We start from the raw sequence: 21,391 nt of genomic DNA, 5'->3' as shown, positions 1-21,391 counted from the left end.
GGTGTGTTGTATTAGGGTTGGAAATCATGCCTGATATGCTGAGCTTGCAGAAAAGCCTCTTCAGTTGAGTTTGCCAGTACAGTGAAATGCCCCATTTTTCTACCCGGTTTTGCTTCACGTTTACCGTACAAATGCAGTTTGGCTTGTGAGTGACGTAATATCTGATTCCAGGCAGGTTCATCATTTTGCCACAGGTCTCCGAGTATATTAATCATTACAGCAGCCTGTACCTGTTTTGTGCTGCCGTGTGGAAGCCCACACAATACGCGAACCTGTTGCTCAAATTGTGAGGTGATACAGGCATCAAGCGAATAATGTCCGCTGTTGTGCGGACGTGGTGCAATTTCATTGACCAGAACCTGATCATTATTCAGAACAAAAAATTCCACACACAGAACACCAATATAATTCAGCCTTATAGCCACTCGCCTCGCAATTTCACAAGCTTCTTCAATGATCTTGTCAGATAACCCGGCTGGTACAATACTTGTATCAAGAATACCTTTTACGTGCCTGTTTTCCGGAACGGGAAAGAAAGTAATCTGATTGCGATTATCACGAGCAAGAATAACGGAAATTTCATGGGCAAGCGGTAATCGCTTTTCCAGTACGCAGGGCCTGCTTCCCAAATCAGCAAATCGTTCAAGCAAAATACTCGCGTTTTCAATTTGTATTTGTCCTTTACCGTCATAACCAAACTGACTGATTTTGAGTATACCGGGGAGTAAGGATGCATCAATTTTCCGGGATATATCCTTTTCGCTACGGATAGCGACGAAAGGCACAACTGGAAAACCATTTTCTATAAGAAATTGTTTCTCAAGGATACGGTCTTGTGCGATTGAGACACTTTTGGCATCAGGGCTGACTATACAGCGTTGCGCCAGATAGTGTAGTGCCTGAGCGGGGACATTTTCAAATTCGATGGTGACTGCGGCACATGTTGATCCTAATTCATCCAGTGCCCGATAATCCAGATAATCTGCTTGCAGATGGCGTTCAGCAATGTTTGCGGCAGGACTTTCTGCGGCCGGATCAAGTACAGTTACCCGGTAACCCATTTGCTGTGCTGCCATGGTGAACATTCTTCCCAGTTGTCCGCCACCCAACATGCCTAGCATGGTGCCTGGTCTTATATACATGATTCAGGGAGAGTCATTGCGGCAACAGAAGCTGCCTGATCCTTGCGAAACTGATCAAGTTTCTCGGCCAACAGGGTATCCTCCCCAGCCAGCATGGCAACGGCAAACAGCGCAGCATTCACCGCACCGGCCTCGCCAATAGCGAAAGTGGCAACCGGCACCCCTTTGGGCATTTGTACGATGGACAGGAGTGAATCAATGCCCTGTAAGTGCTTTGAAGTAACCGGAACGCCAAGAACAGGCAGTGTGGTCTTGGCAGCAATCATCCCTGGCAGATGTGCCGCACCACCTGCTCCGGCAATAATACATTTGATTCCACGTTCATGCGCCGCTTCAGCGTAGTCGAACATCCTGTCGGGTGTGCGGTGCGCTGAGACAATTATGGTTTCATGCGGGATACAGAATTTCTTCAAAATATTTGCAGCATGCTGCATGATATGCCAATCGCTGCTGCTGCCCATTACAACACTGACTGCTGGACGATCCACTTGAAAGACCTTTTACAAAAATCCGGAATAACTCGAAATATACCTAAGCATGGTGAAAGTGGTAATAATAAACTAGAATAGTTCATCAGCTTGCAAGTTTTAAGAGCAAATCCCAATTTGCTGGAGTAATCCCAGCAGGGTGGATTCAGCAGTTTTACTGGCCCTAATATCCAAAATCTAATGAATTTTCAGCGAGGACAAAAAAAAGAAGAGCCCGAGATCAATCTCGTCCCTATGATTGATGTGCTACTGGTAATTCTTATTTTTCTGGTAATTACCACTACCTACTCGAAGTTTTCAGAGCTGGAAATAACATTGCCACAAGCAACTGCTACTGAAGAAGATCACGCATCAGATGCTTCAAAGATGATTGATATATCAGTCAGTGCAGCGGGCGACTATACGATTAACCATAGTCCAATAAAATTCACCAGCATTGAAGGTTTGCGGGATGCCTTGCGATCAGCTGCCCGAGATCAGGACAACCCGGTTATTGTAATCAGTGCTGATGCAAAAGCTACTCATCAGTCAGTTATCACGATTATGGAGGCTGCAAGAACAGCTGGATATAATCAGGTGACTTTTACTACAGAAGTTACGGGCGCCAGCCAATAACATTTTTACTAATAACATTCAATCGTATGATTTCATTATTCAAATTTGTTTTCAGAAATAAAGGAGAGAAAATGAGTACCAGTCTGGATAATTTTTCGAAAGCAGCACAATCAGGTAATGTATATGTATTGCCTCCCCTTCCTTATGCGGATAACGCGCTGGAACCAGTTATTTCTGCTCATACATTAAGTTTTCATTACGGCAAACACCATAAAGGCTATGTAGATAATCTGAATAAACTCGTTGCAGGCACTCCATTTGCTGGGCAATCGCTGGAACAGATTATTACGGCCACAGCTGACCATGCTGATAAAATCGGGATTTTCAATAATGCAGCACAGGTTTGGAACCACATGTTTTACTGGAACAGCCTCAGTCCCAATGGGGGGGGTGAGCCTCCTGCTGCATTAAAACAGAAAATTGAAGAAGCATTCGGCAGCGTAGAGGCCTTTAAACAGGAATTTGCCAATGCAGCGATTACACAATTTGGTAGCGGCTGGGCTTGGCTTGTACAAGAAGGAACGAAATTATCCATTGTCAAAACAAGCAATGCGGATTCACCTTTGACTCGCAATATTCGTCCTCTGTTAACGATTGATGTGTGGGAACATGCTTACTATCTGGATTTCCAGAATCGTCGCCCTGATTACGTTAATACAGTAATCGAGAAATTGATTAACTGGGAATTTGCTGCTGCAAATCTCGCATAACAACAGTTAATGCCGGATATCACTATAGCTCTTTCTAAAGGGCGAATCTTTGAGGATACCATCCCGTTTCTGAAAGCTGCTGGCATTGTCCCGCTGGATGATCCGGACACTTCTCGTAAGCTGATTATTGGGACTAATCGTCCCGATATCAGGCTTGTCATGGTGCGAGCTACAGATGTACCGACTTACGTGCAATATGGTGCCGCTGATCTGGGTGTGGCCGGGAAAGATGTGCTGCTGGAGCATGATGGAGTCGGACTATATCAGCCTCTGGATTTAAAAATCGCCCGCTGTCGCATGATGGTTGCAGTGCGAGACAGCTATGATTACGCTTCAGCAGTTTTTCAAGGTGCACGCTTGCGTGTGGCTACCAAATATGTCAAAACTGCGCGCAGCCATTTTGCTGCAAAAGGGATGCATGTCGATCTGATCAAATTATATGGTTCAATGGAGCTTGCTCCGCTTGTTGACTTGGCGGATGCAATTGTTGATCTGGTTTCGACTGGCGGAACACTCAAAGCAAATCGTTTGCAAGCAGTCGAGGAAATTATGCCAATCTCAGCTCGCCTGATTGTAAATCAGGCGGCGTTGAAGCTGAAAAATCCCACGATACAACCTTTGCTGGAAGCGTTTAATGCAGCAATTCCTGCAAACATATAGCCCAACTCTTAAATTACCATGACTCCAATCAGACGGCTGTCATCTTCGGATACCCATTTTCAAGAGAAACTTGAATCACTATTGCATTTTGAAATATCTCTTGATGATGAGATTGATCGGACTGTGATTCATATTCTGAACCAGATCAGAAAATATGGAGATGAGGCATTACTTGAGCTTACATGTCGATTTGATAACTTGGATATAACCCAAATTGACCAGATCGAATTGCCTCGTGATCAGTGGCAATCAGCCCTGAAATCCTTGCATGGTGATCAGCGTGATGCCTTGGAACAGGCTGCTTTCCGTATACGCACCTATCATGAAAAACAAATAGCCCAATCATGGGATTATGTTGAGCCGGACGGCACACGGCTGGGACAGAAAATTACCGCGTTGGATCGGGTAGGGCTCTATGTGCCCGGAGGCAAGGCCGCTTACCCATCATCAGTGTTAATGAACGCAATTCCCGCCCGGGTTGCCGGTGTCAATGAATTGATTATGGTAACGCCAACGCCAGGGGGAGAGAAAAATCCGCTGGTAATGGCGGCGGCTGCAATTTGTGAAGTAGATCGTGTTTTTACTATAGGGGGGGCGCAGGCAATCGGTGCCCTGGCTTATGGTACGGCGACTATTCCAAAAGTGGATAAAATTGTTGGTCCTGGCAATGCCTATGTAGCAACGGCAAAGCGGCATGTGTTTGGAGAAGTTGGAATTGATATGCTGGCAGGGCCATCAGAAATTCTGGTGATATGTGATGGAAAAACCGATCCTGACTGGATTGCGATGGATCTGTTCTCGCAAGCCGAACATGACGAGCAGGCACAATCAATTCTGCTTTGCCCGGATGAAGCCTTTCTGGATGCGGTAGCAGAAAGTATTGTCAGATTGGTTGATACACTGCCGCGCCGAGAGATTATCCACGCTTCACTGAAGAATCGTGGTGCATTAGTCAAGGTGCGTGATCTGGAAGAAGCTTGTTTGATCGCAAACCGGATTGCACCTGAACATCTGGAGTTATCCGTTGATCAGCCAGAACAATGGGTAGACAGTATTCGGCACGCTGGCGCAATTTTCCTTGGGCGATATACCTGTGAGGCACTGGGAGATTATTGTGCTGGCCCTAACCATGTGCTTCCTACTTCTGGCACAGCTCGTTTTTCCTCTCCACTGGGTGTTTATGATTTCCAGAAACGTACCAGCCTGATTCAAGTTTCAGCTGAGGGAGCATCCAGATTAGGCAAGATTGCATCCATTCTGGCAAAGGGGGAAGGGCTTGAGGCGCACGCTAGATCTGCTGAGTTCCGTTATCGATAGATCACAGGCTCAAACGCCTGTGATCAACCTGTCTGCTTGATTCTACTGCTTAATATGAACGGCCATGATTGATCAGCAATTCGATATTGTCATTGTTGGAGGTGGTCCGGTTGGAATGGCTCTGGCATTGGCATTGCGTGAACATAAGCTCTCGATTTTGCTGCTTGAAGCACGTGAGCTACCAGAGGAAGTGGACGACCCGCGGCCGCTAGCTCTTTCATATGGTAGCCGTTTAATTCTGCAGCACCTGGGTATCTGGAAAAATCTGACACAACCTACGCCAATCACCACAATTCATATTTCGAATTGTGGTCATTTTGGCCATACTGTGCTTACCCCTGATGATGCAGGAGTTCCGGCACTGGGTTATGTGGTCAATTATCACAACCTTTACCATACCATGGGCCGATCCGTGCGAGATTACGGTGTCGTATACCGGACAAATGCGCTGGTTACGACCATACAGACAAGTCAGCAGCAAGCCCGGATAACGTATCGACAAAATGAGATGGAAAAACAGGTTCAAGCCAAATTGCTGGTGCTGGCGGATGGTGGAAAACTTGCAGAGCAAATTGATGGCATCTGTTATCACGTTCATGACTACCGACATACGGCGATTGTGGCTAACATTAAAACCGAATCATCCCGATCAGGAACAGCTTTTGAACGTTTTGCCCTGAACGGGCCATTGGCACTGCTGCCATCTGGCGATAAATATGCATTGGTATGGACAATGCCGACTGTCGAAGCAAAAAAAATACTAAGGCTTGATGACAGATTGTTTTTGCTGCATTTACACGAACAATTTGGAGATCGTCTGGGTAATTTTATTCACGCAGGTAAGCGATCAAGTTTCCCGCTGATACTCAAACATGCGTCAACAATTATCGGCCATCGATCAGTAATAATAGGTAATGCTGCACAAACACTCCATCCGGTTGCCGGGCAGGGCTTTAATCTTGGATTGAGAGACGCATGGGAGCTGGCCAGTGAAATTAGTCACGCCCCTTCTGGTGCGCCTGGTGAGCCAGGATCAAGCAGAATGCTGTCTGCCTACAGCAAACGGCGCCAACGTGACAAACATATTGGCAGAATGTTTACTGATTCTCTGATAAAACTGTTTACAGCTGATTTGCCGCTGGTACAGACTTGTAACGGAATAGGATTGACCGTTCTGGATTGCCTGCCGCCCGTAAAACGTCTGGTTGCACGGCAAATGATATTCGGTACAAAAAATTGATTGCTCGAATAATCGAAAATACGTTGATATGGCTATAAAGATCCGATAATCCAGTTCAGGATTGGAATCAGATCTGATTTATTCAATAATTTTCACCAAATTTCATTAACAGCTAAAACTGGCTGGCAGCTATGGAATTTTTCTTCTGATATTTTTAACCTGGCTTTACCTGTTTATGCAAATTGGTTCCTATACGCTTAAAAACAAATTGATTGTTGCCCCCATGGCAGGAGTGACAGATCGGCCTTTCCGACAATTATGCAAACGGATGGGTGCTGCGATGGCGGTGTCTGAAATGGTTTCCAGTAACTCTCTGTTATACGGCTCTGAAAAAACCCTGCGCCGTGCTTGTCATGAGGGAGAGGTGAAACCGGTTTCGGTACAGATTGCAGGTGCTGATCCAGCTATGATGGCACAGGCTGCGCGCCACAACGCGGATCATGGTGCCGAAATCATTGATATCAATATGGGATGCCCAGCCAAAAAAATATGCAATGTCATGGCAGGATCTGCTTTGCTGAAAGATGAAGATCTGGTCAGCAAAATTCTTGAAGCAGTCGTGCAGGCGGTGGATATTCCGGTCACCCTGAAAATCAGAACTGGCTGGGATACACAGCATAAAAATGCAGTTGCAGTGGCTAAAATCGCTGAAAGTGCAGGTATCCAGGCGCTGGCTGTACACGGGCGCACACGCGCTTGTGCCTATCGGGGGCAGGCTGAGTACGACACCATCGCGACCGTCAAAGCGGCCATCAATATTCCAGTGATTGCCAATGGCGATATCAATACACCGGAGAAGGCCAGAGAAGTACTTGAATACACGGGAGTGGATGCTGTCATGATAGGTCGTGCTGCCCAGGGCAGACCTTGGATTTTTCGGGAAATTAATCACTATCTGACAACCGACAATTTTTTGCCTCTGCCTGAAGTAGCTGAAATTCATCATGTTTTAATTGATCATCTGCAAGAGCTTTATCAGTTCTACGGTGAATATTCGGGCGTACGGATCGCTCGTAAACATATTTCCTGGTATACCCGTGGGTTGGCAGGTTCTGCGGCTTTTCGCCATGCCATGAACCAGCTTGCATCGGTTGAGGAACAATTGGCAGCTACCCATCAGTTTTTCCATGAGCAGGCTGATCGGAGCCAAACACTTACCTATATTGACGAAGAGATCCTTGAGGCATGACTGTTATTAACGAAAATGAAATTGCGCTCTGTGTTCGTAAAGCGGTAGAAGCTTATTTTCGCGATCTAGAAGGTGAGAAACCATGCCCTATTTATGAAATAGTGATACGCAGTGTGGAAAAACCATTAATAGAAGTCGCCATGCATTATGCACAAGGCAATCAAAGCAAGGCGGCTGAACTACTTGGCATCAATCGCAATACCTTGCGTAACCGACTAACCAAACATCAGATCGGATAATTTTTTCAAATGTGTATTAAACAAGCACTCATCAGTGTTTCAGATAAAACAGGCGTGGTTGAGCTGGCCTCAGTTCTGCATCAATTCGATATTGTGATTCTTTCAACTGGCGGGACTGCAAAATTGTTGCAGGAAGTGGGTATTCCCGTCATAGAAGTGAGCGACTACACGGGTTTCCCTGAAATGCTGGATGGACGGGTTAAGACGCTGCATCCCAAGGTGCACGCAGGAATTCTTGCCAGGATGGATTTGCCTGTGCATCAGCAGGCAATGGCGCAGGCACAGATTCCAGTGATTGATCTGGTAGTGGTTAATCTGTATCCGTTTGCCAGCACAATCGCTCGGCAAGGCTGTACAGTTGAAGAGGCAATCGAGAACATTGATATCGGCGGGCCTACCATGATCCGGGCAGCAGCCAAGAATTTTCAGCGGGTTGCCGTTGTAACCGACCCGCAGGATTATGAGCCACTGCTGGAACAAATACGATCAAACAACGGATCAGTTGATCGTGATTATCGTTTCAAATTAGCGCAAAAGGCTTTTTCCCATACCGCACGCTACGATGGAGCAATCAGCAATTATCTAACGGCACTAGAACCCGCAACCGGACAGCGCAAACCATTTCCGGATCAATTCAATCTCAGCTTTACATTAACTCAACCCTTGCGTTATGGAGAAAATCCCCATCAGCAGGCAGCGTTTTATCGCGATACAGCAGATATAACAGGCAGTCTGGCAGGCTATAACCAGCTCCAGGGGAAGGAGTTGTCCTATAACAATATTGCTGATACCGACGCGGCGTGGGCATGTGTCAGAACTTTCGATAAACCCGCCTGCGTTATTATCAAGCATGCCAATCCCTGTGGTGTAGCCATTGCTGATAATCCACTTGCTGCTTATGAGAAAGCATTTACTACCGACCCGGTATCAGCTTTTGGTGGCATTATTGCGATTAACCGTACAGTCGAGGCTGATCTGGCTAAAGCAGTATTGCAACAATTTGTGGAAGTGATTGTTGCACCAGAATTCAGCATAGAAGCCAGACAACTTCTGACAGGTAAATCCAATATCCGGGTGCTGACTGTTCCACTGGGCGCGCATGACAATCTATATGATCTGAAGCGTGTGGATGGTGGCTTGCTGGTTCAGACACCGGACGATCTTAATATCACGGTTAATCAGTTACGAATGGTGACACAAATAAAGCCAACGGATGCACAAATTGAGGATTGCCTATTTGCATGGCGAGTGGCAAAGTTTGTCAAATCCAACACCATTGTATTTTGTAGCAATGGCCAGACACTTGGCATTGGTGCCGGACAGATGAGTCGGGTGGACAGTGCCCGTATTGCTTCAATTAAGGCAGAACAGGCTCATCTTGATTTGCATGGATCTGTCGTTGCATCGGATGCATTTTTTCCGTTTCGGGATGGACTGGATGTGCTCGCCCAGGCAGGTGCCAAGGCTGTCATCCAACCAGGTGGCAGTATTCGCGATGAAGAAATCATCGCTGCCGCCAACGAACAAGGGATAGCCATGATCTTTACCGGTGTCAGACATTTTAGACACTAGCAGATTACGTTTTTTTCTTGCTTCTCATCAACTTGTATCCTTAAATTCTATTCAGATAGCCAGATGAAATTACTTGTGATCGGCAGTGGCGGCAGAGAGCATGCTCTGGCATGGAAACTAGCTCAATCTCCATTGGTCAAGAAGGTTTTTGTCGCACCTGGCAATGCCGGAACAGCACTGGAAGCCAAGTTGGAAAATATTCCGGTAACTTCTATTTCTGATTTGCTGGTATTTGCCCGGCAGGAAAAAATTGATTTGACTGTAGTGGGCCCGGAAGCACCACTGACGGATGGTATCGTTGATACCTTTCAGACTGCAGGTCTGAAAATATTCGGACCAACCCGGAATGCCGCGCGGCTGGAAGGCTCCAAAAGCTTTGCCAAAGCATTCATGCTTAGCCACGGTATTTCAACCGCTGCCAGTGAAACATTTAGCGACGCTGCTGCTGCCCATCGCTATCTTGATCAGCATGTTCTACCTGTTGTCATCAAGGCTGACGGATTGGCAGCCGGTAAGGGGGTGATTGTCGCGCAGACATTGGATGAAGCGCATGCAGCTGTCGATACCATGCTGATAGATAATAAATTAGGGGCTGCAGGGGCACATATCTTGATTGAAGAATATCTGGAAGGGGAGGAAGCCAGTTTTATTGTCTTGTCAGATGGGCAGAATACCGTGCCTCTAGCCACCAGTCAGGATCACAAACGTTTGCTGGATAATGATGAAGGGCCCAACACGGGTGGCATGGGTGCCTATTCTCCCGCACCGGTTATTACCCCTGACCTGCATGAAAAAATAATGCGGGAAGTCATCATGCCCGTGATCGAAGGGATGGCACAACAATCACAACCTTATACCGGGTTTCTTTATGCAGGATTGATGATTTCATCTCAGGGCGACATCAGGGTGCTGGAATTCAACTGTCGCCTGGGTGATCCGGAAACTCAAGTCATCATGCTGCGACTGAAAACTGATTTATTTTCTCTGCTGGATCATGCAGTTAATGGCACACTGGATCAAGTCAATGTTGAGTGGGATCCCGGAGTTGCATTATGTGTCGTGATGGCAGCACAAGGCTATCCTGACAGTCCACGGAAAAATGATGTTATTCACGGCCTGGATATAATTATAGAGAATCAGGATGTGAATGATAGATCTCACATTTTTCATGCCGGAACCACCATCAGTAGTGGAAATTCCAAGGAAATCCTGACTGCTGGCGGGCGGGTGCTGGGGGTGACTGCTTTGGGTGAAGACATCCGGCAGGCACGGTTACGCGCTTATGCTATTGCAGAAAGTATTCATTTCGATGGCTGTCAGATGCGGCAGGATATTGGGCATCGTGGATTGAGAAATGAATGATACAGCTACAAAATTGTTGCTGACTGCATCGTTTGCATTGCTGCTATCTGCTTGTGCCTCTAATGAAATCTACCACAACAACTTCAGCAGTTGTGTGGTAGCAGCTCAAGAATTATGTGAATCTCATTCTATCCAGGAGCACAACGAGGAAACAAATCAGGAATATTTGCTCGGTTTTGTCGAAATTGATGATCAGGGGCAACTTCGTAACCGTGCGCAAATGCAGGCACTGCTGAGTGTGTTGTACACATTAGCTTCAAAAGAAAGTCTGTTAATCAATGTTTTTGTGCATGGCTGGCATCATAATGCCGATCCGGGTGATGCCAATATAGAAAGTTTCAAACACAGTCTGGCCGAGCTTAGCAAGGTTGAGAATCAACTGCATTCAGGCAGAACACCGCGCAGAGTCGTGGGTGTTTATGTCGGTTGGCGTGGGGAATCAATTGATATGCCGCTGGTGAAGGATGCTACTTTCTGGGATCGCAAGAATACGGCACATGAAGTGGGATATCTTGGGATGACTGAACTGCTGTTGCGGCTGGAAGAGATTCGCAATGTCAAGAATACGCAGGAACCACCGGTAAAAAGTCGTCTTGTGGTCATAGGACATAGCCTTGGTGGTGCAGCAGTTTATAGTGCTACCGCCCAGATTCTCGCTGATCGCTTTGTCAACAGCGCTGGCAACAAGAACTATGTCGGTAATGCGGAAGGGTTTGGGGATCTTGTGGTCTTGCTTAATCCGGCCTTTGAAGCGCTCAAATATGCGCCTCTTTATGATCTGGCACAGGCACGCTGCAGCTACTTCCAGAATCAACCGCCACGATTGGTTATTCTGACCTCTGAAGCTGATTACGCGACTAAGTATGCTTTTCCTGCTGGCCGGATTTTCTCAACCCTCTTCGAAACTCACGGCACAATCAATCGTAACGATTGCAATCTGCCACTTTCCTATAGTGAAGGCGCGGCTGACCGTCAGGCGGTGGGTCATTTTGAGCCTTTACAAAGTCATGAGTTGCATCCTGTCAGCGCAAGCATAGAGCCGGCTTATGATCAAGCCAGAACTATCTGGGAGAGTCAACTACCAGAAGAATCACTACAATTTGGCAGAACAGAGTTAACAAGTCTGGGGCGCACAGTAATTCATAATCCCTACCTGAATGTAAAAGTCGATAAGCGATTGATTACAGATCATAACGATGTGTTTCGCCCTGAAATCATGGAATTCATTCGCATGTTGATTGTTGTGTCTGCTGCGGAATAAAGCGCACCCTGGAAGCCTGCCTGCAGCGAGTGTCGTACGCAACTTTGGCCGTCATAAAGCAGTCAGGATTTCTTGATTTCTTGCACAATGGTGCGTGCTTTCTCGGTTTCACCTTGCTGTAAATAGGCGTACAGCAGATAGTCCTTGTAGTGAATATCATCCCCGTAATTGTCTGATGCGTGTTCCTGTGAGGTATGGTACGCCAATAGTGCAGTCCAACAAAGATAAACAATTGGAATGGAATGACATTAAACAGTAGCCAGAAAGTGAGTTACTTCATCCAGATCACGGGTGCGTTTCATCGGTGGTAGACTTTGCCAGACTCGTTTGCCGTAGGGTTTAGATATCAGGCGCGGATCACAAATCATTAATACCCCCCGATCATACTCATCTCGTATCAGCCGACCAGCACCCTGTTTTAAATTGATAATTGCATGTGGCAGCTGGTATTCCATAAACGCATTACGACCTTCCTGCGTATATTTCTCGATGCGGGCAGATAACACCGGATCATCTGGTGAGGCAAAGGGTAGCCGGTCAATGATGACCAGTGAAAGTGCGCGGCCACGTACATCCACACCTTCCCAGAAGGATTGGCTGCCCACCAGAACAGCATTGCCCAGTTTACGAAATTGATTCAGGAGGGCAGAGCGGGTTTCTTCTCCTTGCAACAATAACGGATATTCGAGTTGCTCCTGCTCGAACGCATCCTGCAGTAACTCATGGATCTGCTGCATGTTGCGCAAACTAGTACATAAAATGAATGCTCGTCCACGGCTGGCCTTAATTACCGGCAACACTGCCTGAATGATGCTCTCGGTGTAATACTGTGTGTTTGGATCAGGCAACTGAGTCGGCACATAAAGCAGTGCCTGATTAGGGAAATCAAACGGGCTATCCCAGCTGGCAGTTTTAGCTTCAACCATCCCCATCATTCGATTGTAATGGGAAAAATCCTTTTTGACTGATAGCGTAGCAGAGGTAAAGATCCACGCACGTACTGTGGTACTGAGCTGCCTGCTGAATGTTTCCGCGATAGATAAAGGCGTGGTATTGAATTGCAGGCTTTGGCTGTAGGTCTCAATCCAGCTGATAATTTTGCCGGATTCGGATTGTTCGTGCCATTGTCTGATTTTGTTCAGAATAGCTTGTGCTCGCAGCCAGCAATTTTGTAATTCTTGAGATCGAACAGCCTGGGTTTCAAGCAAACTGGCCAGTTGTACCAGTTTTTCCTGTAGTACTTGTCGCGCCTCACTGAATCCAGGCCGTTGTACGGCAGTTGCGAAAGAGAGGCGCGCATGCTTTTCAGTGATTATCGGTAAGATATCCAGTGCAGCTTTTTCTGCTGCAGCCAGCGCATCAAACAACGGCGTAAATTCCCGCGCAACGAGTAGAGCCTCGGTATGGGTGTCGCGCACCAGAGTCGCTATCTGGCCAGTGCTGATTGATTCACCAAAAAACAGACTGGCCACTTCCGGCAACTGATGTGCTTCATCAAATATCACGGTATTACAGGCGGGCAGTAATTCGGACAAACCTTCATCTCGCAGCATGACATCCGCAAAAAACAGATGATGATTGACGACAATCATATCTGCGGATAATGCACGTTTGCGCGCTTCCATGACAAAGCACTGTCGATAATGCGGGCAATCTGATCCCAGACAGTTTTCTCGCGTGGAAGTAACATGCTGCCAGATAGCCGCCTGTTCCGGTACTTTATCCAGCCCGCTTTTATCACCGTGACTGCTGGTATTGGCATACCGTTCAATCAGATTGAGATATTTCACTTCAGTACGGTTAGCAAAGTGAACGTGATCCGAATTCAGTGTGCGTTCAAGATGATAATGGCAGATATAATTGACACGTCCTTTTAATAGTGCAACTGTTACTGGAACTTTCAGCGCAGCACGTATAGTTGGGATATCACGCTGGAAAAGTTGATCCTGCAATGTCTTGGTGCCGGTGGATAAAATAACTTTCCCTCCCGACAATAATGCCGGCACCAGGTAGGCAAAGGTTTTTCCTGTACCCGTGCCCGCTTCGGCAACCAGAATTTCCTGGTTCTCTATTGCGCATGCGATAGCTTGTGCCATCTCCAGCTGCTGGGTGCGTGGGCGATAGTCTGGTATATTGCGGGCGAGCATGCCATCAGCTGAAAAAATGGTGCTCAATTCAGGCATCAAATCGGACATTGAAACAATCGAGTTATGCAAAGAATTAATCAAAATATGTGGAAATGTCCTTCCTTGACGTATTTCCTGCTTTAAAGTGTAACTGTGTTTTTACCTGAATATATCCAAAATCACCAGCAACCAGACCTTTGTTCCGATTATCCACCCGAGATAATTGCCGGATAATGGTGCCTTTATTAAAAGACATCCAGAAAAATCCATTTAAGCCCTGGTCCTGAATGAGTCTTCTGTCAAAATTACGTTTAATACTGTACATCTGTCTGTTGTTGCTACTGCCGCTTAGATTCGTAAATGCGGAGCAATTATCCGGATCGGGCAAATCTCAACCGGTTCATATCGAGGCAGATCGGATCGATGGGCATTATCAGCAGGAAATTGAGGCAACCGGCAGCGTGCGGATGCGTCGTGGTGATCAGACATTATCAGCCGATCGCGTTAAATATTATCAGGATACAGAAGATGTGGAAGTGGAGGGTAATGCACTGCTTGAGCGTCCTGACGATACGCTGTGGGGTACCTTCCTGCAGATGAATCTGCAGACCGATATTGGCAAGTTGCGCGATCCTCGCTACGCTCTCAAGGGTGGGAGTGGGCGGGGCAGTGGAAACCTGCTGCTGCTGGAAGGAGAAAATCATTACAGAATCAAGAAAGCGCGCTATACCACTTGCCCAGAAGATAATCATGACTGGTACATTCTGGCGGATGATCTGGAAATAGACAATGAAAAAAAAGTGGGAACTGCACGCCATGCTTCAATCCAGTTCAAGGATGTACCGATTCTTTACCTGCCGTGGATGAACTTTTCCTTCAGTAAGGAACGAAAAACTGGCTTTCTATCGCCTATTATGGGCAACACAAGCAGAAGCGGAGTCGAAGTATCAGTTCCTTTTTACTGGAATATTGCGCCCAATTATGATGCCACGATTACGCCGCGCCTCATGAGCAGGCGTGGTGTCATGCTGGATAACGAGTTCCGCTACATTGGAAAGGGACTCGGGGGACGTTTACAGTTTGATTATTTGCCGAATGATCTGGTAACCGATACAACGCGCTATGGCTTACAGTTTAATCACGCCCAATTTCTTGGATCCGGGTGGTTCGGGGCGCTGAACTACAACCGGGTATCTGACCATAATTATTTCCGGGATCTGGGTAACAATATTCTGTTTACCTCTCAAGTCAACCTGCTGCAGCAGGCAACAGCAAGTTATTTCAGTGACTTGGGACGCAATGGTATGCTCACATTCAGTACACTCGTTCAACAATTTCAGACGGTTCAGGACCCCAGGGCGCCCATTATTTCACCCTTCAAAATTCTGCCGCGATTTACACTGAACGCGGTGAAAAGTAATGTCTATGGCCTGGATTTTGACCTTGCCAGTAGTTTTACGTACTTTTCTCACCCGACATTACCACATGGCTTACGTTTCACAGCATTCCCCAGTGTTGCCTTGCCATTAGAAAATTCCTTTGGTTTCATCCGACCACGGGTGGGGCTGCACTATACAAAATATGATTTGAATACACCGGCCTTTCCAGGCGCAAATGATAAGCATCTTGACCGATCTGTACCGATATTCAGCCTGGATAGTGGCGTGGTACTGGAGCGTGATATGACATTAGGGGGAGGGAATTTCATTCAAACCCTGGAGCCACGCGTTTTTTACACCTATATTCCATACAGGGAACAGCGGCTGTTACCCAACTTTGATTCGGCAGAAATGGACTTCAGTTTTGCCCAGCTGTTCATGGAAAAAAGGTTTAGTGGTGAAGATCGGATCAATGATGCCAATGAAATTACACTGGCAATGAGCTCACGCTTGATTCATTCGGCGACCGGTAATGAGCGCCTGCGCTTTTCTGTAGGGCAAAGAATTCGTTTCAGCGATCGTCGGGTCTTACTAACCTCACCCCAAGTCACAAGGGCAGGATCCGATTTTATTGCAGAACTTTCCGGCAGTCTTGCACAGCATTTCAAGACTGATGCAGGAATACAACTTAACCAGAATAACCTGCTGATAGAAAAAATTCGTACCGGCATCAGCTATAACCCGGCTCCAGGTCAGATTGTAAACGCTGGCTATCGTTTTACCAGGGACATCCTGGAACAGGTTGACTTGTCTACTCAGTGGCCTTTCCTGAAAAAATGGCAGGGCTTTGCTGCCATCAATTATTCCTTGAAAAATGACAAGCTGCTTGCCGGCCTGCTGGGTCTTGAATATAACGCCTGCTGTTGGTCACTGCGCCTGGTGGCCAGCCGCTTTACGACGGCAACACAAAAAACCTCAACTAATATTTTCGTTCAGCTGGAATTGAACGATTTAATGAGAATCGGTACCAATCCGATACGTGTGCTGCAACAGAGCATTCCAGGTTACGTGAGGACAGATTTGCAATGACCCGATTAAGCCGGTTTATACAGTCAAAATTTGGAAAATTCGCATTGATCGGAGCTTTTATCACCATGTGGGCGATAAATGTTTCCGCACAAAATCCCCCTTCCGGAAACGACATCAGACCAATTGATCGTATTGTGGCTGTAGTCAATGAGGAGGTGATCACTCAGCAGGAAACTGACGAGCTGCTGCAAAATACGATCCAGCAATTGCGGAAACAAAATACACAGTTGCCCAGCATGGAGATTCTGGAGAAACAGTTGCTGGAGCGCCTGATTACCAAACGAATACAATTGCAACGCGCCAAGGAAGTCGGGCTATCTGTTAGTGATAACGATCTTGATCAAACCCTGCGCCGGATTGTTCAGGATAACCACCTCACCATGGATGAGTTCCGGCAGGTGCTTTTGCAGGAAGGGACTAATTTAAACCTGTTTCAGGATGAAATCCGCGATGAAATCCTGATATCCCGACTGAAAGAACAAGAAATAAATAGCCGTGTCAACGTAACCGAGAGTGAAATCGACAACTTTCTGGAAAATCAGGCCAACTCACCGGCGGCCAACGAAGAGTATCGCATTGCGCATATCCTGGTGCAGACTTCAGAACAGATGGATGAGGCACAGATCGATATACGCCACAAACGTGCCGAGGCAGCCTATGAAGATCTCCGGCAAGGCATTAGTTTTGCACAGGTATCTGCTGAGTATTCCGATGCAACGGATGCGATGCAGGGAGGTGAACTTGGCTGGCGCCCGCTTGGCCAGATAGGTTCACCTTTTGCCGAATTGCTGTTGCAAATGCAACCGGGAGAAATTACTCCAGTGGTACGCAGCCCGATCGGATTCCATATTCTTAAGTTGCTCGAACGCCGGCAACAGGAGAAATCGGTAACGATTATCGAACAAACACATGCGCAACATATTTTAATCAAGGTCAGTGAAATAATTTCTGAAGAAGACGCGCACCAATTGATTGATCAAATCATGGAACGCATTCATAACGGAGCAGATTTTATGGAGATGGCCAAGGCGCATTCGGAAGATGCTAGTGCATCTGCCGGAGGAGATCTCGGCTGGGTTTCTCCAGGAGATACTGTGCCCGAATTTGAACAGGCGATGAATGCATTGCTGCCAGGGCAAATCAGCCAGCCTGTGCGCACATCCTTTGGCTGGCATCTGATCAAGGTTATTGAACGCCGCTCACAGGATATAAGCGAGCAAAAACAGCGTGAAACAGCGCGCAAGACCATCCACGCACGCAAGGCAGACGCCGTTGCGCAGGAATGGTTGCAGCAACTCAGAGATCAGGCCTATGTGGAATATAAAATTGAAGGTGGCTAAGCGAATACATAGCAATAACAAGGGAGTCTTTCTTATGAACAAGCTGGATTTACTGGCTGAATCATCTCCAACATGACAATTGCTTCTATCCCCAGACTGGTGGTAACAGCCGGCGAACCTGCCGGGATTGGCCCGGATTTAAGTGTGCAAGTTGCACAACAGGATCTACCTTATCAACTGACAGTTATTGCCGATCGCAACGTGCTGCAACAGCGCGCAGAAAAACTGAGATTACCTCTGCAAGTATTGGAAGTTGATTCAATTGACGATTTGTCTTGTCTACCTCCACATAAAGCAGGTTGCCTGCATGTACTGCATGTGCCCGTCAAAAACCCGGTGGTAACAGGTCAGCTGGATGCTGGCAATGCAGCTTATGTACTGACAACATTACAGTTGGCGGTAGCAGCCTGCAGCACCCGTAAAGCCGATGCTATAGTCACAGCGCCGGTACATAAAGGCATTATCAGTGAATCAGGCATTCCATTCTCCGGGCATACTGAATATCTGTCAGAGCTGACAAACAGCCATGCCGTCATGATGCTGGCCGGTGGCGGTATGCGCGTTACCCTTGCCACAACCCATTTGCCGCTTAAAGATGTTTCTGCTGCGATTACGCCTGAGCGATTGGAGCAAAAGTTGCGCATTATTCATCATGATCTGGTCACGCGTTTTTTAATTGAAAATCCATGCATTGCCGTGGCCGGATTAAATCCCCATGCTGGAGAGTCTGGCCACCTTGGCCGAGAGGAAATCGACATTATTATTCCAGTGCTGACAAAGCTACGTAGCGAAGGAATGAATCTGCTGGGTCCGTTGCCAGCGGATACTCTGTTTAATCCTTCTAAACTCAAGGAATATGACTGCATCTTTGCCATGTATCACGATCAGGGATTACCGGTACTCAAACATGCCAGTTTTGGTCATGGTGTAAATATTAGCTTGGGAATGCTCATTATTCGCACATCAGTAGATCACGGTACGGCGTTGGAGCTGGCCGGAACCGGACAGGCCGATCCTGGCAGCATGCATGCTGCGATCGAAATGGCGTTGACACTCGTCAGGAACACCAGAAACAACTCGCTACAAACAAGCCAACAACCCGAGAACTAACATGCGGCATATTCCCCGCAAGCGTTTTGGCCAACACTTTCTGGTTGACCATCACATCATTGCCGAGATTATTCACATTATTCATCCGCTATCAGGCGATCAAATAATTGAAATCGGACCCGGACTGGGTGCACTAACCCAGCCGTTACTGAATAACCTGGGTGCGCTGCAAGTTATTGAAATCGACCGGGATATCGTTGATTATCTATCCCGCAATTATGCTGAGAAACTGATCATTCATAATGTTGATGCTTTGAAATTTGATTTTTCAGCACTGGGAAAGGGGTTACGAATCGTTGGAAATCTGCCTTACAACATTTCCACACCACTATTGTTTCATCTGTCCCAGTTCAGCAACCTGATTACCGATATGCATTTCATGTTACAGTTTGAAGTAGTGGAACGTATGGTGGCACAGCCTTCCACGTCAGATTACGGGCGTTTGTCGTTGATGCTGCAAAACAGGTTCGAAATGGAACAAATGCTGATCGTCCCCGCAGAAGCGTTTAATCCACCGCCGCGAGTCCAGTCTGCCATTGTAAGTATGCGTCCAAGAGTGGAACCGGTTATTCCATTTGAGCAGGAAAAACTGTTTGGTGAACTGGTCCTGGCTGCGTTTTCTCAACGGCGTAAAACATTACGTAATACGCTGCGCCATTATTTGGCCATCGAAGATTTTAACCGGCTAGAGATTGACCCAGGGCTGCGGGCAGAAAACTTGTCGCTTGAACAATATTCAACAATTACCCGCCACATCTACGAAATCAGATGAGAGTAGTTTGCTTATCCTCGTGCTCGTGCCCAAGTAACCATTCTTTACGGTGAATGCCGCCCCCGTATCCGGTTAGTTTACCATTGGCGCCAATGACGCGATGACAGGGAATAATAATGGAAATAGGGTTACGACCGTTTGCCATTCCCACCGCACGCGCAGCTTTGGGCAGATGAACGTGCTCGGCAATATCCTTGTAGCTGACTGTCTTGCCATAAGGAATAGAAGTTAATGCCTGCCAGACCATTTCCTGAAAAGGTGTGCCAGTTGCTTTCAATGGCAGATCAAATTCATGCAGCTCCCCGGCAAAATAGGCATATAGCTGAGCAATAGTTTCCTTGAAAGGAACGGCATTTTCATCCTGTTGCCAATCATCTTTCATGCCGGATAGCAGCTTCTGAGCTTCCTTTTCCATATACAGCCCCGTGAGAAATTCACCATCGCTTGTGAGCAACAGCGGATCAATGGGGCTTTCCATAACAGTGTAATAATTCATTGCTTGCTCCTTACAGGATGATCATCACGCGCTAATTCGACAATTCATAGTGGCAACAAGACGATCTGATGGTGCCTCGTATTCTGTTTAGAAGTGAAAATAATTATATTCATAATATGATTATTTTACAGCACGTTATACGATTTTATAACTTCTGTTTCTATCTGTACTCAGTATTATTATGTACCAGTAACCCTGTTCGAATTTGTTCTGTAACAAATCGGGACACATACCTGATAGCGTCCATTCTGAGGTTACCTGGCGCAACCTTCCTTCTGAATGTTCTGCGTCTGTTATTTGTCATAATGTAAATTGACTGGGCTGCTGGCCTCTCTAGATTCAAGCGGGGCGAGGGTTAGCAGTGAAATGACTAAGCTGCCTATTATCGTTGCCGTTGCCCTTTCTTTTGACTTCTCAAAGCAGCTTCTGAAAATTTCTCTCCGCTCTTCGTCTTTTTCGGTTACTAGGTTGCTTGCTGCGATCACTTCCAGCCGGTCTACGCCTATGTAGTCCGCTAGTTTTATACATACTGCGTCTGGTAGTCCTTTTTTCCCGCCTTTTACTGCTCTTAGTCCGCTGTCGTATTGTCCGAGGTATTTAGCGAGCGCAATTTGGCTTCCAGCTTTGGTTTCACCCATTTCTATGTAAGTTTTCATTTCCATTTTCTTTTTCTCTCTTGACAGACAAAATTTTGTACTATACTTTCCGATCAGACAAAATTTTGTACGGCTCAATTTTGTCTGATCCGTATTCTACATCAAACAATAGCCTCATTTGCAACAAGGTTATTAGGGTAAGGGGAAATGTCAATAGAATCAAGCATTACGCCATATCCGGCACTTAATCAATTGTCATTGCAGTACAGTATTTTCGGCTTTCTGCTGCGCAACATCACCAAACCCGGTAATCACTTCGCCGCCCGCTGCTACCTCTCTGCGCTTGACGATACAAACTCGCTGCCGCCCGGCCAGATTTTTGCCCTGCTTTCTGTACTTGATTTTTGGTATTCGAACGTCAAAAACGGATCGTTGGAGGAGGGGGGAGTGCGGGGGGACGCGAAGCGCCCGCATCCCCCCGAAAGACTTTACGTCCCAGTAACACGTAAAGTTAGTCCCATTTTTGAAACATTTGCTTGTTTTTAGTCATGGAGGTCTCTCCGGTTTTCATCGACTACGCAACCATCCGCCAGGATTATATCGGTGGCGATTTACCTGTCCTCAATGATGGTCGTGTGTTCAGGGTTGATCCTGATGGTGAGGTTGAGTATTCAACCGATGTTCGCTG

Annotated in this window: 21 protein-coding genes; 15 read left to right on the top strand and 6 right to left on the bottom strand. The window is 46.8% G+C overall.

Annotated features, from left to right (window positions below; translation table 11 throughout):
* Positions 1-11 precede the first annotated feature (11 nt).
* Entirely contained in the window at positions 12-1,142 is a 1,131-nt protein-coding gene (locus BM331_RS02775) for a 5-(carboxyamino)imidazole ribonucleotide synthase (RefSeq protein ID WP_083414664.1), read from the bottom strand.
* Positions 1,133-1,630, bottom strand: coding sequence for a 5-(carboxyamino)imidazole ribonucleotide mutase (purE, locus tag BM331_RS02770; protein WP_218154538.1), 498 nt, complete (start codon positions 1,628-1,630; stop codon positions 1,133-1,135). Before purE ends, BM331_RS02775 begins: the two co-directional genes overlap by 10 nt.
* Before the next feature lie 180 nt (positions 1,631-1,810).
* On the opposite strand from purE, the gene BM331_RS02765 reads away from it, so the two are divergent.
* The 10 genes from BM331_RS02765 to BM331_RS02720 all read left to right on the top strand — a co-directional run bounded on the left by BM331_RS02765 (position 1,811) and on the right by BM331_RS02720 (position 11,795).
* On the top strand, positions 1,811-2,245 hold the full coding sequence (locus BM331_RS02765) for an ExbD/TolR family protein (RefSeq protein WP_074926871.1): 435 nt from the start codon (positions 1,811-1,813) through the stop codon (positions 2,243-2,245).
* Between the two features lie 71 nt (positions 2,246-2,316).
* Positions 2,317-2,955, top strand: a complete 639-nt coding sequence (locus BM331_RS02760) for a superoxide dismutase (protein ID WP_074926870.1) — start codon at positions 2,317-2,319, stop codon at positions 2,953-2,955.
* Positions 2,956-2,964: 9 nt separating this feature from the next.
* The gene (gene hisG / locus BM331_RS02755) at positions 2,965-3,615 is read left to right on the top strand and encodes an ATP phosphoribosyltransferase (protein WP_074926869.1); all 651 of its coding nucleotides are present in this window, start codon (positions 2,965-2,967) and stop codon (positions 3,613-3,615) included.
* Positions 3,616-3,633: 18 nt separating this feature from the next.
* Positions 3,634-4,932 carry a histidinol dehydrogenase gene (gene hisD / locus BM331_RS02750; protein WP_074926867.1) on the top strand — a complete coding sequence of 433 codons (1,299 nt, stop codon included), beginning with the start codon at positions 3,634-3,636 and terminating at the stop codon, positions 4,930-4,932.
* A 64-nt stretch (positions 4,933-4,996) separates the two neighbouring features.
* Positions 4,997-6,172: an FAD-dependent monooxygenase gene (locus BM331_RS02745; RefSeq protein ID WP_074926865.1), complete on the top strand. Its 1,176-nt coding sequence runs from the start codon at positions 4,997-4,999 to the stop codon at positions 6,170-6,172.
* A 175-nt stretch (positions 6,173-6,347) separates the two neighbouring features.
* Positions 6,348-7,361: a tRNA dihydrouridine synthase DusB gene (dusB, locus tag BM331_RS02740; protein ID WP_074926863.1), complete on the top strand. Its 1,014-nt coding sequence runs from the start codon at positions 6,348-6,350 to the stop codon at positions 7,359-7,361.
* The gene (locus tag BM331_RS02735) at positions 7,358-7,600 is read left to right on the top strand and encodes a helix-turn-helix domain-containing protein (RefSeq protein ID WP_074926862.1); all 243 of its coding nucleotides are present in this window, start codon (positions 7,358-7,360) and stop codon (positions 7,598-7,600) included. Before dusB ends, BM331_RS02735 begins: the two co-directional genes overlap by 4 nt.
* A 9-nt stretch (positions 7,601-7,609) precedes the next feature.
* Positions 7,610-9,172, top strand: a complete 1,563-nt coding sequence (gene purH, locus BM331_RS02730; RefSeq protein WP_074926860.1) for a bifunctional phosphoribosylaminoimidazolecarboxamide formyltransferase/IMP cyclohydrolase — start codon at positions 7,610-7,612, stop codon at positions 9,170-9,172.
* Positions 9,173-9,235: 63 nt separating this feature from the next.
* On the top strand, positions 9,236-10,534 hold the full coding sequence (purD, locus tag BM331_RS02725; RefSeq protein WP_074926858.1) for a phosphoribosylamine--glycine ligase: 1,299 nt from the start codon (positions 9,236-9,238) through the stop codon (positions 10,532-10,534).
* Positions 10,527-11,795, top strand: a complete 1,269-nt coding sequence (locus BM331_RS02720) for an esterase (RefSeq protein ID WP_074926856.1) — start codon at positions 10,527-10,529, stop codon at positions 11,793-11,795. Before purD ends, BM331_RS02720 begins: the two co-directional genes overlap by 8 nt.
* 62 nt (positions 11,796-11,857) lie before the next feature.
* On the opposite strand, the gene BM331_RS11790 is transcribed toward BM331_RS02720, so the two are convergent.
* Together BM331_RS11790 and BM331_RS02715 are read right to left on the bottom strand one after the other, a co-directional pair.
* A complete protein-coding gene (locus BM331_RS11790) occupies positions 11,858-12,001 on the bottom strand; it encodes a hypothetical protein (protein ID WP_177217823.1) in 144 nt (47 codons plus the stop codon).
* 42 nt (positions 12,002-12,043) lie between these two features.
* Positions 12,044-13,978 (bottom strand): DNA repair helicase YoaA, encoded by a 1,935-nt coding sequence (locus BM331_RS02715; RefSeq protein WP_074927430.1) that lies wholly within the window; start codon positions 13,976-13,978, stop codon positions 12,044-12,046.
* A 230-nt stretch (positions 13,979-14,208) separates the two neighbouring features.
* On the opposite strand from BM331_RS02715, the gene BM331_RS02710 reads away from it, so the two are divergent.
* The 4 genes from BM331_RS02710 to rsmA all read left to right on the top strand — a co-directional run bounded on the left by BM331_RS02710 (position 14,209) and on the right by rsmA (position 19,611).
* A complete protein-coding gene (locus BM331_RS02710) occupies positions 14,209-16,389 on the top strand; it encodes an LPS-assembly protein LptD (protein ID WP_074926854.1) in 2,181 nt (726 codons plus the stop codon).
* Positions 16,390-16,433: 44 nt separating this feature from the next.
* The gene (locus tag BM331_RS02705) at positions 16,434-17,729 is read left to right on the top strand and encodes a peptidylprolyl isomerase (protein WP_256214790.1); all 1,296 of its coding nucleotides are present in this window, start codon (positions 16,434-16,436) and stop codon (positions 17,727-17,729) included.
* A gap of 72 nt (positions 17,730-17,801) precedes the next feature.
* Positions 17,802-18,839 carry a 4-hydroxythreonine-4-phosphate dehydrogenase PdxA gene (gene pdxA / locus BM331_RS02700; RefSeq protein WP_074926851.1) on the top strand — a complete coding sequence of 346 codons (1,038 nt, stop codon included), beginning with the start codon at positions 17,802-17,804 and terminating at the stop codon, positions 18,837-18,839.
* 1 nt (position 18,840) lies between these two features.
* Positions 18,841-19,611 carry a 16S rRNA (adenine(1518)-N(6)/adenine(1519)-N(6))-dimethyltransferase RsmA gene (gene rsmA, locus BM331_RS02695; RefSeq protein ID WP_074926849.1) on the top strand — a complete coding sequence of 257 codons (771 nt, stop codon included), beginning with the start codon at positions 18,841-18,843 and terminating at the stop codon, positions 19,609-19,611.
* Here the strand turns inward: rsmA and BM331_RS02690 are convergent.
* The gene (locus BM331_RS02690; protein WP_074926847.1) at positions 19,604-20,107 is read right to left on the bottom strand and encodes a methylated-DNA--[protein]-cysteine S-methyltransferase; all 504 of its coding nucleotides are present in this window, start codon (positions 20,105-20,107) and stop codon (positions 19,604-19,606) included. The two genes, rsmA and BM331_RS02690, sit on opposite strands and share 8 nt — an antisense overlap.
* Before the next feature lie 293 nt (positions 20,108-20,400).
* On the bottom strand, positions 20,401-20,769 hold the full coding sequence (locus BM331_RS11785; RefSeq protein WP_074926845.1) for a hypothetical protein: 369 nt from the start codon (positions 20,767-20,769) through the stop codon (positions 20,401-20,403).
* Between the two features lie 141 nt (positions 20,770-20,910).
* Here BM331_RS11785 and BM331_RS11570 point away from each other — a divergent pair, with 141 nt between their 5' ends.
* The gene (locus BM331_RS11570; RefSeq protein WP_143100918.1) at positions 20,911-21,249 is read left to right on the top strand and encodes a hypothetical protein; all 339 of its coding nucleotides are present in this window, start codon (positions 20,911-20,913) and stop codon (positions 21,247-21,249) included.
* Positions 21,250-21,391: the final 142 nt, after the last annotated feature.

The organism is Nitrosomonas eutropha (assembly GCF_900116685.1).
GTDB lineage: Bacteria > Pseudomonadota > Gammaproteobacteria > Burkholderiales > Nitrosomonadaceae > Nitrosomonas > Nitrosomonas eutropha_A.
Note: the sequence above shows the minus strand (reverse complement) of the source record. Positions and strands in the feature narration are given on the sequence as shown.